The 15225-nt window shown below is 43.6% G+C and carries 11 protein-coding genes; 7 read left to right on the plus strand and 4 right to left on the minus strand.

The window, feature by feature from the left end; translation table 11 throughout:
* The first annotated feature begins 400 nt into the window (after positions 1-400).
* Positions 401-1750 (plus strand): transposase, encoded by a 1350-nt coding sequence (locus F6J99_RS08210; protein WP_293112548.1) that lies wholly within the window; start codon positions 401-403, stop codon positions 1748-1750.
* A gap of 343 nt (positions 1751-2093) precedes the next feature.
* Here F6J99_RS08210 and F6J99_RS08215 read toward each other — a convergent pair whose 3' ends face one another.
* On the minus strand, positions 2094-2267 hold the full coding sequence (locus F6J99_RS08215; RefSeq protein ID WP_293112506.1) for a hypothetical protein: 174 nt from the start codon (positions 2265-2267) through the stop codon (positions 2094-2096).
* A gap of 472 nt (positions 2268-2739) precedes the next feature.
* Here F6J99_RS08215 and F6J99_RS08220 point away from each other — a divergent pair, with 472 nt between their 5' ends.
* Together F6J99_RS08220 and F6J99_RS08225 are read left to right on the plus strand one after the other, a co-directional pair.
* Positions 2740-3477, plus strand: coding sequence for a hypothetical protein (locus F6J99_RS08220; RefSeq protein ID WP_293112507.1), 738 nt, complete (start codon positions 2740-2742; stop codon positions 3475-3477).
* A gap of 316 nt (positions 3478-3793) precedes the next feature.
* Positions 3794-6082, plus strand: coding sequence for an alpha/beta fold hydrolase (locus F6J99_RS08225; protein ID WP_293112508.1), 2289 nt, complete (start codon positions 3794-3796; stop codon positions 6080-6082).
* Between the two features lie 179 nt (positions 6083-6261).
* On the opposite strand, the gene F6J99_RS08230 is transcribed toward F6J99_RS08225, so the two are convergent.
* On the minus strand, positions 6262-7464 hold the full coding sequence (locus F6J99_RS08230; protein WP_293112509.1) for a glycosyltransferase: 1203 nt from the start codon (positions 7462-7464) through the stop codon (positions 6262-6264).
* A 535-nt stretch (positions 7465-7999) separates the two neighbouring features.
* Between F6J99_RS08230 and F6J99_RS08235 the strand changes: the two genes are divergently transcribed.
* Together F6J99_RS08235 and F6J99_RS08240 are read left to right on the plus strand one after the other, a co-directional pair.
* Positions 8000-9187: an AAA family ATPase gene (locus F6J99_RS08235; RefSeq protein WP_293112510.1), complete on the plus strand. Its 1188-nt coding sequence runs from the start codon at positions 8000-8002 to the stop codon at positions 9185-9187.
* Positions 9184-9759, plus strand: a complete 576-nt coding sequence (locus F6J99_RS08240; protein WP_293112511.1) for a DUF4276 family protein — start codon at positions 9184-9186, stop codon at positions 9757-9759. Before F6J99_RS08235 ends, F6J99_RS08240 begins: the two co-directional genes overlap by 4 nt.
* Before the next feature lie 127 nt (positions 9760-9886).
* Here the strand turns inward: F6J99_RS08240 and F6J99_RS08245 are convergent, their stop codons facing one another.
* Positions 9887-10921: a sulfotransferase gene (locus F6J99_RS08245; protein ID WP_293112512.1), complete on the minus strand. Its 1035-nt coding sequence runs from the start codon at positions 10919-10921 to the stop codon at positions 9887-9889.
* 180 nt (positions 10922-11101) lie between these two features.
* Positions 11102-12502: a hypothetical protein gene (locus tag F6J99_RS08250; RefSeq protein ID WP_293112513.1), complete on the minus strand. Its 1401-nt coding sequence runs from the start codon at positions 12500-12502 to the stop codon at positions 11102-11104.
* A gap of 317 nt (positions 12503-12819) precedes the next feature.
* Here F6J99_RS08250 and F6J99_RS08255 point away from each other — a divergent pair, with 317 nt between their 5' ends.
* A complete protein-coding gene (locus F6J99_RS08255) occupies positions 12820-13926 on the plus strand; it encodes a glycosyltransferase (RefSeq protein WP_293112514.1) in 1107 nt (368 codons plus the stop codon).
* Between the two features lie 832 nt (positions 13927-14758).
* Positions 14759-14953, plus strand: coding sequence for a hypothetical protein (locus tag F6J99_RS08260; RefSeq protein WP_293112515.1), 195 nt, complete (start codon positions 14759-14761; stop codon positions 14951-14953).
* Positions 14954-15225: the final 272 nt, after the last annotated feature.

The raw sequence follows: 15225 nt of genomic DNA on the forward strand, positions 1-15225 counted from the left end.
ACCGTAAGATAGTGGAGCCTTGTCTTGATGCAGTCGCTCATGGGGGAAACCCCCAAGACCGCGCTGCATCGCTATTAACAAATATTGAACCCTTTTCTGCATAACCTGCTAACTATAAAGGCTCCACTATCTAAGGTTTCGTCTCCGGGGGAACCCCCAAGACCGCGCTGCCTCCCCAAGACCGCGCTGCATCGCTGTTTTCAGGCTACGTTTTGAATAAATCCGGTAAAAAAAGCTAGAATAGTTGAACAAGTCGTGTGACGCATTCCCCCACCTCGTCCAGGTGGGGGTTAGTCCACGGCAATAACAATAGCCAAGAAAAGTGGGAAGATCAATGGGCGATTGTCGTCTAAAATTTTGTAGACTATAATATTAACTGTAGGAGGATTTGTTAGAAAGCGTGAAGAAGCCAGCTAAGGTGATCAGAACTGACAAGTGGCAGCTTAATCCAACTCCCGATCAGAAGTTATTATTTGGGGAGACGGTTAAGGTGTATCGCCGTGCTTGTCGGTATTTAGTTGGCATCATTTATGCTCACTGGTCTGAACTGGGAGAGTTAACAGCAGATCAGCTGACTCCGGCTGTCGAGAAACTTATGCATCAGACAGCTAAACGTCCTGATGTAAAATACCCCCAATTCAATAAATCCTTTTACAAATTCCCCAGCTATCTGCGACGCGCTGCGATGGCATTTTCTGCGGGGCTTGTCAGTAGCTTTGTTACTCGCTACCGAGAATGGCAATCGGGGAACAGAAACAAAAGAGATGCCAAACCTCCAAAACTAAACGCAGACACTGGTTGTTATCCCTCTTTGTATAAAGGTCAATGCTATAAATTACATGGCTTTGACCAAGTAGAAATTAAAGTTTTTAATGGCTCTGACTGGGTTTGGACAACTATCCAAATCACTGGACTCAGAGAGCGTCATTTGGTGGCAACCAATAAGATGATGTCTCCCTCATTGGTATTCAATGAGAAATGTTGTCACCTATCTGTTCCGTTTACTTGTAAACCAGAAAAAAGAAAACCAGAAGCTAACGTTACTGCGGTAGATCTGGGAATTAATACTACTGCAACAATAGCGGTTGTCACTCATAGCGGCACTGTAATCCACCGCGATTTTATTCATCCGGGGAGAGACATAGACCGTAGGGACAAACGACTGAAATCCGTATCTATGCGGGCATCATTGACCATGGGGAAAGGAGGAAAGCTCCATAAAGGTTTTTGCTCTAGAACCTATGAGAAATGCCGAAGAATCAACCATCAAATCGGCCATATCGTTTCTAAGCGAATTGTTGAGATTGCTGAGCAATTTAATTCTGAAGCTATCGTGTTCGAGAATCTCAAGGGCTGGAAGCCAAAAGGTGGGAAAAAACGATCTAACCTTCGGCAAAGATTCCACGGATGGCTTAAGGCAAAAATTCGCAATTTTACTGAAATGAAATGGGCTGAACTGGGAGGCAAAGTAATAGAGGTCGTAGCAGCTTACACCTCAAAACTTGCCTATGATGGTTCCGGCACGGTTAAGAGAAATTTAAAAAAATACTCCCTAGCGACCTTTCCCTCAGGTAAGCGTTTTAATGCCGATCTCAACGGCGCTTACAATATCGGTGCTAGAGGTGTGTTTAAACTCGTTGGCAGAAATGGCCATGAGGGTCGTTCCAGCAAAAGATCTGGACGACCGCCTAGAAGCTGGGCTTGCTTGTGTGACCTGTGGACTAGATTGGGTAGTTCAAGGTTAGCATAGGACACCACCACCTCGTTCAGGTGGTGGAAGCTTCATGTTTGCTAGAATACCTAACTTTTGCTGTTAAATATGAGCAATCATTGCTAATCACGTAATGGCTAAGCAAGTAACGGTTAAGCAAGTAACCTAATCAGCAACCGGGAAATAAGCGATGTGTTTGAACCGAGTACTCGCTAACCCAAAAAACTACCCGAACCATTACCGAAACAATTATTGATAAACGGCCAACAGCCCAAGCTTCACTTTGTGGCGTTTATGTTTCCAGGACAGGGAGCACAATATGTCAATATGGGGCTGGAACTAACCCATGACCTATCAACTCCTCCTGGGTCAGGAACTATCCTTACCAAGGATTAACGGGCCATCCCAATCGGTTATTTCCAGTCTTAGTGAAGCGAACGCGCCCCGCGTGACGATTCGCGTAGCGTGGCCCAAAGGCCAAGGTCAATCGCGAAGCGGTTCCTTTCCGGCATTGCCCGACGCTGCGCGAACGGAACATCGCATTATCGCGCGCCACACTCTCAGAAAGTGGTTGAGCAGCTGGTGCTCACGTTGGTACATCATCCAGGACAGGAGCAATCCGATCTAACCTTATTTCCCAGATTCTCCAGATTATCAAAACATCTTAGACGTTTAAAACCTCTGCACAACAGCGGCGGGGTTGAAAACAACTGACAGACTTGAGTCTGTCGTGTCTAATTGAGGGATTTTTAAGTTATCAATCCAATCTTCAATGAGTTGAGTGATGGTTTGAGCTGGAATTTCAGAAATTTTACGCAAGCATTTTTTTAAATCTGCTGATATTAATCTATAGTCATAGGTGGCCTATTTGTTTATGTTTTTATACAAAATCTTGACATTTTATTTATTCCTATCTATCTTGTAACTAGATAAATTGGAAAATTATTTCAAATTTAAATTAAAACTAAACGTTCCCTAGACTTTAAACTATTCTATAACTCATCAATAGTTATTAGAAAAAACAACTTATGAAAAAGTTCAAAACCGGTTTTAAGCGAATTGAGCAAGACCTACAGGAACTAGGAAGCCGTTTTTCAAACGTAGATCTAGTTGGGATAGACTTAGATGAGATTCAAAGCCAATTGGAAAGTATTGCCGAGACGGAAAAAAAACTAAAAGAATCTCTAGCAGAAGTCTCACAGTTAAAGTTAGAATCAAAGGAGATAATCAAGGAGATAACCGAAGCCCATAAAAAGTTTGAGCAGCGTTTTACAGAACCGATCAAGAGCCATGAGCGAGAACAGGAAAATTTGGAGTACTTCAAGTCAGAATCAAAGGAGATAATCAAGGGAATCACCCAATCACAGAAAAGTTTTGAGCAGCGTTTCACTGAGCTTACAAACAGCCATGAGCGAGAACAGCAAAATTTTGAGCAGCGTTTCACTGAGCTTAGAGATAATAATCACCTGCAAGTTGAAACCCTAAAGTTAGAACTATTGAAAGCCGAAACTCGATTAAACGTCTATGGTTATCAGATCGAAAAGTTTCAGGATTATATGACTAGTATCGAAACTAATTTTGCGGATATTAGAAATGATTTTCGTAGTTTACCCAACCAAATACAAACTTTAGTTGATCCAGGAGTAGTTCAAAGTCAACAAAAAACTATTAAAAAACTTAACAAACAAATCAGGATGATATGGTCTACTATGATAGGCATATTGATTTTATGCTTGTTTATTGCCGCTTGGGCTGGGTTTAAGTAGCCTCCTGAAGATATAGCGTCAGCTGTCAGCCTAATGCTGTCAGCCTAATGCTAACAACTTAAAATAAACCTTCCGTAGCATGCGCATCCCACAAACGGTCGAATTTAAGAGTTCGAGATTACGCTGTCGCGCATTTAAACCACCTTTGATTCAATCAGACTAAGTCTTGAAGAAATCCTGAAAAAAAGCTAAACCAGTTAAGTTTAATAACTAAAATTTAGTAGAATAGTAAACGTTTGCTGTGAAATATGGCAATCATGGCTAAGCACTTAATGGCTAAGCAAGTAACCCAATCAGCAACAGGGAAATCAGGGATGTGTTAGAACCGAGTACTCGCCAACCCAAACAACTACCAAAACAATTACCCAAACAACTATTCATAAATGGCCAACAGCCCAAGCTTCAGCCGGTGGCATTTATGTTTCCAGGACAGGGAGCACAATATGTCAATATGGGGCTGGAACTAACCCATGAAATATCAACATTTCGTGTACTGATTGATCGATGCTCAGAACTCCTCAAACCCCATCTGGGCATTGACCTGCGCCATGTACTCTACCCAAAGCAGGAACAGACTAATCAGGCCACAGAGCAACTGAAACAGACTAGTATTACCCAGCCAGCCCTGTTTGTGATCGAGTACGCCCTAGCTCAGTTATGGATGTCGTGGGGAGTCCGTCCCCAAGGGATGATCGGTCACAGTATTGGTGAATATGTGGCAGCCTGTGTAGCTGGGGTCTTCTCCTTAGAGGATGCATTATCTCTGGTTGCCCTTCGAGGGCAGATGATGCAACAACTGCCTGCTGGCTCCATGCTTGCTGTTCCTTTACCGGAAGAGGAGGTGCAATCCCTGCTCGGTCAGGAACTATCCTTAGCAGTGATTAACGGGCCATCCCAATCGGTGATTTCTGGTCCTACTGATGCGATCGCATTATTACAAAACCAATTGGATCAACAAGGGCTAGAGTACCGCAGGCTACATACCTCCCATGCCTTTCATTCCAAGATGATGGAACCGATCTTGGACTCTTTCACCGACCAGGTAAAACAGGTTAGTCTCAATCCCCCACAAATTCCCTACCTATCTAATGTTACTGGCACTTGGATTACAGCGGAGCAAGCAGTCAATCCACGCTATTGGGCACAGCATCTGCGGCAAACTGTCCGATTTTCTCAAGGTGTGCAACAGTTGTTGAAACAACCAGAGACCATCCTGCTAGAAGTAGGGCCTGGGCGAACCTTGAGCACATTAACGAAACGACACTCTCAGAAAGCGGTTGAGCAGCTGGTGCTAACGTCGGTACGTCATCCACGACAGCAGCAATCCGATCTAACCTTCTTGCTCACTACCGTAGAACAGCTCAGGGAAGCAGGGGTACCAGTAGATTGGGAGCGATGCAGTCGGCCAAAGGGGGTTTCCCCCATGAGCGACTGCATCAAGAATGGATGCCATAGTCAGACACCTGACCAGCAAGACATCCCAAGACACAAGGGCCAAGAAGATGATACCCAAAAAGACAACAGTACTCTGGAGTCAGAGTCATCCAAGACCTTTGTTGCTCCCCGAGATGACTTAGAACGTCAACTGACCAAGATTTGGGAAAACGTCTTAGGAATCAAATCTATCAGTGTTACAGATAACTTCTATGACCTAGGAGGAGACTCTCTCCTAGCGGTGCGCCTGTTTGCTGAGATTGAGAAGGTTTTCCATAAAAAACTGCCCTTAGCTTCTCTGCTAATGGCTCCCACTGTAGCGCAATTAGTAAACCAGCTGCGCCAAGACCAAGGAGCAGCACCTTGGTCCTCAGTAGTACCGATTCAGCCCAATGGTTCCAAACCGCCTCTATTTTGTATTCATGGAGCCGGTGGTAACATTCTTAGCTTTCGGGATTTGGCACGTTATTTGGGTTCGCAGCAACCCTTTTATGGACTCCAATCATTAGGTCTTGATGGCAAACAGACTCCCCTGACCACAGTTGAAGATATGGCTCGCTGCTACCTCAAGGAAATACGTAGTATTCAGCCCAAGGGTCCCTATTTTCTGTCAGGATACTGCTTTGGAAGTAAGATTGCTCTGGAGATTGCTCAGCTGCTCCGCTTAGACGGTGAGACAGTGGCTCTGCTAGCTCTGCTTGAACCTAGCCCTCTTGAATTCTCCACAAGTGAAAACCAAGTTCCCTATCAACGTAGCTATAGTGATCGATTAAAGGGACTGTTTCACCGATTGATTCATAGAGGTTTTCAAGATGTACTCAAGCAGCAATTCCTAAAGCTTGTTTCTAAGTTATATCAGTCCTTTGGGATTTCCTTACCGCAATCTCTCCAAATCATCAAAGTCCAAGAAGCTAACACCTTCGCGTCAAAAAATTATGTGGCCAAACGCTACTATCCAGACCCAGTAACAATGTTCTTGACCAGTGAGCGAATTGCCCAGTCTCCAGAACTCCAAAAAGGCTGGATAGAGTTAGTTACTGGAAACCTGGAAATCCAGGAAATCTCTGGTAAGCACTTAGATGACCAACCAGGAAGTTTTCTCAAAGACCCCCATGTAGAGCTACTTGCTGAAAAAATTAAGGCTTCTATAGATCAGGTAATTGTTAGTTAATTGTTAATTTCAACCTAAGCATATGCGCTACGCGCACGCTACGCGAACAGCCGTCAGCTGTCAGCGGTCAGCTTTGTGGCACAGGCTTCTAGCCTGTGACTTCACGTGGCCATTGGCCAAGGCAAATAGCTGATAGCTGATAGCTGATAGCTGATAGCTGATAGCTGATAGCTGATAGCTTAAGAATTGATAACTTCCTGATATAAACTCAACATTTGTTCACCGATTATCTCCCATGACCAATTCTCTGAGACTATCACTCGTCCTTTGAGTCCCATAGATATGCGTTTTTCCCCATTAATTGCTAACTGCAACAGTGCTTGATCTAAATCATTGATCACTTGGGATAGGTTATCCACAGGCACTTTAATTCCCCAGTCTTCTTGAACCATCAACGAGGGTCCACCAATATCGAGACAAACCACAGGTCTACCAGACGCCATTGCTTCCAACACCACCGTCGGCCAATGATCATGGAAGCTCGGATGCATTAACACGTCCACCTCTGCCATCCGTTGTAGCACCTGATCACGAGAAAGCTTTCCCCAAAAACGTACAGCATCACCGCATCCAAGCTCTTTAGCCAATTTCTGTAGTCCCTCCTTTTCAGGACCATCACCAATCAGCCAGTATTCACTAGTGGGGTGTTCACGATGGAACTGGGCAAAGGCACGGATGCCCAATGCAAACCCTTTCCAACCCAAAAATCTCCCGATACTAACTACTCGAAAGGGTTCGTCTTGGCGCTGGGGCAGTTGACCTAATCTCTCAATATCCTTTTGATTAAGACCAAAGGGAGGAAAAGCCTTAACTGGTAAATTGTCTGACCATTGGCTCGCTTCCCGAGATAGAATTAATTGGGCGCGAGAAGCAACAGACCACTGGGTAAAGCGACCTAGGGCATTCATCGACACCATCCGAATCCGTTCCATCATGGCCGATTGCAGGGATAATGTCTTCAAGAGTACCGAAGGAATTTTATCTTTAGCGCCACCATTCCAAATGAATGGTACATCTAGCCAGCCTATCGATGTTGGCAACCAGGAATTTTGATAGGTAACATGGTGAACCAAATCAAACCCAATTTCGTCCTGGAGTTTTTTGGCCACAAAAAATGCTCTAATCTGCCAGGCGATATAGTACAAATAATGGGACAATCCTGAATTGCGAGACCCTTCAGACATTGCGACAAAGATAAAGGTGACATTGTCTAAAGGTGAATTAGCCAATTCCTGTTCAATCTGAGACTGATCAGTTGTGTTAGTTAGCACCCAACACTTATGGCTATGATCCTTAGCTATTTGTTTTACGACATTCCAACCTATACCATATTCAGACCCTCTTACTGGGGAACAGCCATAAGCAGAAATCAGGATATTCATGATTTTTTTTCCCTGATTAATTCAGCTGATAATTAGTTATATTTTAACAGACTTAGGCGTATTACTAGGGAGCATGTTACTTTTGTAATTAGGTAAATTGATCCCCTCCCATAACAGGATAGACGATCCTGAAGCACCATAGACAGATCCAAGTGTGGGTCAGTGCTCACGAAAAACAGAGCTAGCCTTGATAACCTGATTGGGCTGTAATGGCTGTATGCCAGACTTGGGAACAGTGAGCGGAGATTAATCTAGGGGTGGTGGGAGTGGAGTTGAAGGAAGTAGATCGAAATTTGGTAGAAATTGATGCCACGATCGAGGGGATTTTGTGATTAGTTAGGGATGGATGGGTGCATGTCAGTTTTGTTAATCCCTGATTCAGATCCCCCATTATCCCCCTTAATAAGGGGGACTTTTCAATCTAATTCCCCCCTTTTTTAAGGGGGGTTAGGGGGGATCTATGTACCTAATTACAAATTTGACATGCTCCCGGGATGGATGCTCCTTAAATGTTTGTTTAGGTAAATCATAGACTATGAAAATCCTTACCATAAAAATCAAAAACTATCGTGTCTTTGAAAACCTGGAAATAAAAAAGATTCCCGCTTTTTTTGTTGTAGTTGGTGCAAACGGTACCGGAAAATCAACCCTGTTTGACATATTTGGCTTTATCCACGATGCCCTCACAAATAATATTCGTCAAGCTCTCCAAGTTCGTGGCGGTTTTAATGAAGTTATCACCCGAGGGAAAGAGCAAGAAGATATCGAAATAGAACTTCAGTTCCGTATGAAAATTCTAGATACTGAGCGCCTGGTTACCTATATTTTGATAATTGGACAGGAGAAGAGACGACCGTTCATAAAACGAGAAATTCTGCGTTATAAACGTGGTAAATACGGTAAACCTTTTCATTTCATAGACTTTGAAGAAGGAAAAGGATACGCTATCATCAACGAAGAAAACTTTGACCAACCTGACACAGAACTAAAACGGGAAGAACAAGAACTTGAATCCAGCGAAAATTTAGCCATAAAAGGCTTAGGGCAATTCCAACGCTTCAAAGCCGCCAGTGCCTTTCGTTCCCTGATCGAAAACTGGCATGTTTCCGACTTTGATATCAATAAAGCTAGAGGCAGCAAAGACGCACTCTATGCCGAACACCTCTCCCCCACAGGGGACAATATGGCAGTAGTAGCCCAATACATCTATGAAGAACATCCCGAAATATTCGAGCAAATTCTCCAGCGAATGCGAGAACGAGTCCCCGGCATTTCCAAAGTAGAAGCCAAAAATACTGAAGACGGCAGACTAATCCTAAAATTTCAAGATCAAGCCTTTAAAGACCCCTTTATCGATCGCTATGTTTCCGATGGCACCATGAAAATGTTTGCCTATTTAATATTGCTCTTCGATCCTAAGCCTCACCCCCTGCTCTGTGTCGAAGAACCCGAAAACCAACTTTACCTCAGCCTTTTACATGAACTTGCTGAAGAATTTGCCAGCTATGCCAATCGTGGTGGCCAGGTCTTTGTCTCTACCCACTCCCCTGACTTTTTAAATGCTGTTCCCCTAGAGAGCATCTTTTGGCTGACCAAAGAACATGGGATCACCAAATGCTCAAGGGCTAAAGATGACCCAACCCTTGTCAATCTAGTCAAAGCTGGAGACTTACCTGGCTATCTCTGGAGTCAAGGCTGGTTTGAAGGAGTTGCCCCTTTATGAATTATGACCTGATTTTTCTGCTAGAAGAACGCTCCATGAAAAATGTTTTAGAGCAACTCCTACCGAAAATTATTCCCGATGAAATAACCTATATTTGTATTCCCCACCAAGGCAAACAGGACTTATGGAAATCTATTCCCAAGAAAATTCAAGCCTTTCAACATAGTCCTGACACTAGATTCATTATCGTCCATGACCAAGACTCCAATGATTGCCAAAAACTCAAATCCGAATTATTAGAAATTTGTCAAACTGCCCGAAAAGACAATAATGTGATGATTCGGATCGTCTGCCATGAATTAGAATCCTGGTTCTTAGGAGAATTAGCCGCAGTCGAAAAAGCCTATAACATGAAACCTAATAGCCTCAGTAAACAACAAAGTAAAAAGAAATACCGTAACCCCGATCAGCTTAACTCTGCCAAAAAAGAGCTTAAAGGTTTAGTTAAGGAATACTATCCAGGAATCCATTCTAAAAAAATTGCACCTCATTTATCTTTAACTGACAATACATCCCACAGTTTTCAAGTCTTTATTAAAGGTATTAAACATCTCCTAGAAGTATCACCATGACTAAATCCGGTTGGGTGCATCTCCTAAAAGCTGTTTGACACTCCCTGCTCCCTGCTCCCTGCTCCCTGCTCCCTGCTCCCTGCTCCCTGCGCCCTAAAACCCAAGACCTTAATAGCAGGGTTACCATCTACAAGCGTCTGCGAATCGCTTCAACAATGTTTCGGGTTCGGTGAAGATTCATTAACAAGGCTAGGGTCAACTTAACCGGTAAAAATGCCCAGCTTAATGCTAACATCAAGGGGTTGGGCTGCATCGAAGCATAGGAGTAACCATGGTTGAGCATGTTAGTATAGGTTACTTGCTGGCAAATATGAATCTCTGTCACAGAAAGTCCCCCACGCCGCCATTTTCCCGTGGTATTGGGGTCAATTCCCCGACGTTTTGGTGTGATTTGCTTATGGGATGAGACACCGCCCTCATTTTGAGGAACGTCCAACATTTGTGATTGGAACTCCAGACCTAGAAACTGGCAAATTTCTGCCACGGTCTGCTCTGGATTTGTTACCAAATCTTCAAATCTCACCGTGCGACATCGGGGATGATTGGCAAATTTTTCAGCAGCGTTAATCGACGCATTCCAAAGTTTTGAGATGGTAAAGGGATGATAATTGCACCAAGACCGGAAGGCTTCTCGATAGGGAATATTCTTGGCACCCAGGAATTTGATTCGCCACTTATATTTTTGTGACAGCAGTACGTCTCGGGGGTCACGAACCATATTAATAATCCGGCTTTCGGGATAAAGTTCGAGGATTTCAGCTATGTATAAGACATTGCGCGGAGTTTGTTCACAAGGAATCTTCTTACCGTTTTTGGCAGCTTTGTATCCCAGAAATACCTTAAAGACATCCCCAGAGGTTAGCCTTTGCTCCGGAAGCTGAGCAATAATTACTTTGGCTTCTTCACTAAAGTCACTTGGATCCCCTGGACGCAGAACATCACTATGCTGAATTGATAAGAGGCGAGCGGCTAGCTGTTCTGCTTCTGCCTGAGTTAGGTAAGAGTCCCGATGCTCCTCGGACCATAACTGCCCAAAAAAATGGAGTTCCTCAAAGGTGAAAACCTCTGAATTTAATCCCAATATTAGACCCATCAGAGTAGTTCCACTACGGGAGTTTCCCACTACAAATATCTGTTCCACTCTGGGTTGATGATCAATCATGATGGGCTGATGGGGTGATAGGGTGATGGGGGAATTGGTAAAAGTATGATAAGTAGTATATCAGCACTAAGGATTAACCATAACAAAAAAATACTTGTTTTTCTTTTATACTGTTCCCTTTTGCCTTTTTCCTCTTGCCTTTTGCCTCTTGCCTCTTGCCTTTTGCCTACTCCCTATTCCCTATTCCCTATTTCCTTGTTGAACAGACCAGGAATTTACTACCAATCCAGCCAGTAACCAAAAATAAAAACTAAAGGGTCGCAGTTTAAATGTCCGTTCCACAAAGGTGTAAAAGAAAGAAACAATAATTATAGTACAAAGCATCACCCCAAGGGATTTGTATTCAAGAGATGAAGAGGATTTAATCAGAGATTGAGAGGTTTGGTAAAGCCGTAGTAATATAATCCAAAAAATTCCCAAACCAACAATTCCAAAATATCCCAAGAAGGCAAACCAGTAGGCATCTTCCAGGAGTTCCACATGCCAGGATAAATGCCGTTGTTCATCTGGGGAGAGAATCACGGAATTTTCTATTCCTCTTTGTAAGGCACCAGGCTCTGGACCAAAGCCAAACCAGCCTCCTGAATTCATTAAACCATTAACAATAGTCTTGGCTGCCCAACCCCGCTGAGCTTCTAAGTTGTGTTGCCAGTAATCTGGAGAAAAAATCGAGAAGAAATAGGAAGTAAGATCAGGTATTTCACCGTCTTCAGAGACTGAAGCGGCTGATGTTTGAAGATTGAGTAATGGGGAAATTAATACTACAGTTATCAAAATTGCTGTAGCAAACCAGAGGATGAGGGCAGTATCTCTTTTTCTATTCAGATGAACTAAGACTATAATAGGAATTAGTAGCGATATCATCAGTCCAGCTCGCTTTTTGGAAGCAAAGTTGGCGAAATAGAGCACTAAAATACTAGCGGAGTCTTTGAAGGTGGGAATAAGATGACTAGAGTGGGTGTAGACATGGCTAATAAATACTGAAATTGCTAACATCAGGAATCCTGAGAGGATGGCACTGTCGCCAAAGGTGCCAATGCTAGCATTTTTTGCAGCCATTGTGCCAGAGTGGATGACTTGCCTGGTGAAGAGTTTCTGACTGATACTGGCGGGTAAAAAGTATTGGATTGAGGCTATACCTGCCTGGATTAAACTGGCTAGTCTAATACTTTTTAATAATAAGGAAAGCTGTTGGATAGAAATGTCAATATTAACAACAGTATAGTAAACTGAGATATACCGAAAGTTAGTGCGTAAGTTTTTAATGCTCCCTGCAATTCCAGCATGATTAACAACAATGGAAATCATGCTACCAATGAAAAAGGCAATAATTAGGATATCTAGGGGGGTTTTTCGTATACCTTTACCAGAGGATAGCCGCAGGTAAATTACCCTTATCATTAGGAAGTAAAGGGTGATTTCGGGAACAAAACGGATTAAGGCGATTAACGGTGAGGGTAAGGGGAGCCAGTTGAGAACAAAGTCTTCAAAGGGTTGGTAGATGGTGAGGGTTAAAATTATCGCAAATGGTAGCTGCCCTGTTTGCATCGCCCATCGATACCAGGCAATTATTTTGTTCATTTGGGAGTAGGGAGTAGGAAGTAGGGAGTAGGAAGTTGAAAGTTGAAAGTTGAAAGTTGAAAGTAGGGAGTTAGGAGTTAGGAGTTAGGAGTTAGGAGTTAGGAGTTGTTATTTGGAAGTTAAAAGTTTTATAAATGTCTGTTACTTTATGGGTTTATTCAGTGGTATTATATCTAAGTTGGTAATTCTGCTAACATCTATAGGGTAAGTAAATGAATTAATTGTGAAAATTTTTGTCCCCGAGTCCTGACTCCCGATTCCCGATTCCCGATTCCCGATTCCCGATTCCCTGTTCTCTGTTTCCGGTGCTATAAACTATGTCTGTTGCCTTAATTGCTCATTATCTTGGTCCTCGCTTAGGGATTGGGCAGTATCTCAATCGATTACTACCACCTCTAGTTGAGGAACTGATCAGCCGAGGCACTAAGGTGAAAATCTTGGCTTCTCCTAATGCGTTTGAGAATACCCCTACCCTACAGGAGTTGGCAGATAGTGTTAATATCCTAGCACCGCTGGATTACTCCCCAGCAAAGCGGTATGGTTGGGTGGCTACTCGCTTTAATGGGTATTGTGCTCAAGCAGGAGTAGAGGCTCTAGTTTGGCTATCTAACCCGATTGTTCTGCCGTGGCATCCACCTACTATTGCAGTGCTTCATGATGTCAATGAATGGAAAGCCGCTAATAAGTATGGCGATCGCATAAAAACGGCTTTGCGATCGCTAATTTACCTGGATGCCTCGATTCGTTTTGCCCAGCAGATTATCGTGGTCAGCAAAGCTACCGAGAATGACCTGCTACACTTTCGCCCTAACCCAAGGCTTGAACAGAAGCTGAAAACTATTCCCAATGGAGTAGACTCACCCCTAGCTAAGTTACCGACCGTCTCGATTCCTGCTCCCACTGGACCATTCTTGTTATCCGTAGGTCGGATCGACCCAGCGGCTAAGCGTTTACCGGAAGCTGTGGCATTAACTACTCAACTTAGAGAGCTTAGTGGTGAACCTTGGGAATTGCATTTAGTGGGAGGGATGAATACTTCCACCCAAGCTAGCGGTGAAGCGTTCCTCAAGTCAATTGAGAGCTTGCCTTGGGTTCAGTATCATGGCCACATAAGCGATCGCATTCTGGCTCAATGGTATCGAGAGGCAACAGCGGTAGTGTTTCTGTCTGACCGGGAGGGATTTGGACTACCGATTGCCGAAGCGGCATCATTTGGTCGTTTCGTGGTGGTATCTCAAGGGAATCAAGCCGGTCTGGAAGCAGGGGGGTCTGCCATTATTACCGTTGATCCTGATCAGCCTAGGGAGGCAGCCGAGAAGGTAATGGGTGGTTTGAAAGAAAAACAACTAGCCGAAATTAGTAGTAATTTGCCCAAGTGGGAAACAGCAGCAATGGCTTATGCTGATGCGATTAATGAACTATAGGGCTGCCCGTAGCCCTATCAATTTTATAGAGATTTTCTATAGATTTACTGCGGAAGTCCTGCTTATTTCCAACTCAGCTGATCTGCCACGACTTGGGGGAACTTTTAACAATTGTTAATATTCTCTTGAGGTGAGTTGGTTTATACTAACTTCTAGTGCATCGAGCTAATCAAACTAATTGTTTAGCTACATTGAAAATTGCTGCTGTATTCTTTACATTTTGATGACAGCACAATTAACTATAGATTCAGGAAACCTATAGATTCAGGAAATCTGTTTAGGTATGTTTTACCAAATCAAACTCAGGGTGCTCGGAATCAACACTTGTCAAGGGATTCCACAGCTTTCAGCTCAGTCGCTACTTGCAGAATTCGGTGATACCGTCACATTCAAAAGAGGGGGAATACCACCCTCCAATTAACACCGATAAACTGGAAAGGTGCTCAATCAAGACATTGAAGTATAAATTTAGATCGTCTGGTTTTGGTAAAGCCCCCGTTGGTCCCCCAACCTTGGGGGACTTTAGAGAGTTTTGTTCCCCCCAAAATTGGGGGGCTAGGGGGGCGGAATCCTACCCAGATATCTGCCTTGCCAATCGTCTGGTTTTGGTAAAGCCCCCGTTGGTCCCCCAACCTTGGGGGACTTTAGAGAGTTTTGTTCCCCCCAAAATTGGGGGGCTAGGGGGGCGGAATCCTACCCAGATATCTGCCTTGCCAATCGTCTGGTTTTGGTAAAGCCCCCGTTGGTCCCCCAACTTTGGGGGACTTTAGAGAGTTTTGTTCCCCCCAAAATTGGGGGGCTAGGGGGGCGGAATCCTACCCAGATATCTGCCTTGCCACTGGAAAATAGTGGCCAATCGATAAGGCTTTTCCAAAAATATTCTTTTCCAAACATCTTCTTTTCCAAACCCATTCAGTCCAAAGCCATTGAAACAGCAGTAGGAGCGAAGCCGGTCAACCTGGATGCATCGCTCCCAATTAGCCAGGGCTTACAAATGCTGAGCTTAGGATTGATCTCATTTGGTTAATTGTTAATTGTTAATTATTAATTGGGTTAATTGGGTTAATTGCCTAATTGCCAATTTTAACTTGACAAACAGCCAAAAATGCTCACTATGGTTTGAAAAGTTGCCGTAAGCATATGCTTACAAGTTATCAAAGACTAATCAAAAAAAAATTGTCACTTATTTGGTGGGGTTTTGAGCTTTTATAGCCACACTCTAATCTGTTGTGGATTTGCCACTAGGTGATACTACGTTTGTTTAGTTTAAAGTAGGGTGGGCAAAGTAATTTAATCGTT

Source organism: Moorena sp. SIO4G3, assembly GCF_010692305.1.
GTDB classification, from domain to species: Bacteria; Cyanobacteriota; Cyanobacteriia; order Cyanobacteriales; family Coleofasciculaceae; genus Moorena; species Moorena producens_A.

Coding starts and splice junctions, on each gene's coding strand:
- F6J99_RS08220 (WP_293112507.1), top strand. CDS start 2,740: ATGAAAAAGTTCAAAACCGGTTTTAAGCGAATTGAGCAAGACCTACAG.
- F6J99_RS08230 (WP_293112509.1), bottom strand. CDS start 7,464: ATGAATATCCTGATTTCTGCTTATGGCTGTTCCCCAGTAAGAGGGTCT.
- F6J99_RS08235 (WP_293112510.1), top strand. CDS start 8,000: ATGAAAATCCTTACCATAAAAATCAAAAACTATCGTGTCTTTGAAAAC.
- F6J99_RS08240 (WP_293112511.1), top strand. CDS start 9,184: ATGAATTATGACCTGATTTTTCTGCTAGAAGAACGCTCCATGAAAAAT.
- F6J99_RS08245 (WP_293112512.1), bottom strand. CDS start 10,921: ATGATTGATCATCAACCCAGAGTGGAACAGATATTTGTAGTGGGAAAC.
- F6J99_RS08250 (WP_293112513.1), bottom strand. CDS start 12,502: ATGAACAAAATAATTGCCTGGTATCGATGGGCGATGCAAACAGGGCAG.
- F6J99_RS08255 (WP_293112514.1), top strand. CDS start 12,820: ATGTCTGTTGCCTTAATTGCTCATTATCTTGGTCCTCGCTTAGGGATT.